Origin of the sequence: Bartonella sp. AA74HLJMH (genome assembly GCF_042197045.1) — a bacterium.
Taxonomy (GTDB): Bacteria; Pseudomonadota; Alphaproteobacteria; order Rhizobiales; family Rhizobiaceae; genus Bartonella.
The window spans coordinates 1-627 of record NZ_JBHIRJ010000148.1 but is presented as its reverse complement, the minus strand read 5'-3'; the positions used below and the strand labels follow the sequence as shown (position 1 = coordinate 627).

At 39.9% G+C, this 627-nt stretch carries 1 protein-coding gene; it reads right to left on the bottom strand.

The genetic code is table 11. The features are described from left to right. Positions 1-627 (bottom strand): autotransporter outer membrane beta-barrel domain-containing protein (locus tag ACFINH_RS10265; protein ID WP_375633072.1); only part of this gene is annotated, 627 nt, incomplete at both ends.

The following is a 627-nucleotide window of genomic DNA, read 5'->3' as shown; positions in this document are numbered from 1 at the left end:
ATCAATATCACGCGCCTGATTAAACTGAAGATGCTGATAAACAACCTGAATCTGCGGATCAAAAACAACACCTTTATACCCTGTTGCAAACGTTCTACCACTCGTTAAAGAACCGCTAAATTGTTTACCCTTTAACGCCACAACCTTGCCCCGTGCAAGGGTCAAAACATCTCCCTTAAAAAGACCATACGATACCACCCCATCCATATAAAAACCGGTATCATGCTGCAAATTTCCATAAGCAGTAACAGACCATTTATTAAATGCGCTTTTTTTGCTTTGTTCAACATCCTGAGGGTGTAGAGAAAGATTTCCATAGTTCCCCAAAACTCCAAAGAATGTACGACCATATAAACTCTCAATCTCGTTTAACAAAACACCTGCTTGAAATGCATTATAATCGAGCTCAGCACCATAACCATATTCAAAAGCAGATAAATTGGAAGCATAGTGATGGCTCCCCCCATAAGCACGCAGAAAAAAGGCTGTCTTTTTATCATCTTTCCAGGAGGAATGAAAAGCATTCCGCATTGTCTCTAACGTTTTATTTTGCGTGGTCATATCCACTAAACCAGCATGAAATAAGGCATTTGGCAAAAGAAGATAAGTTGGAACCTGTGGAACAAC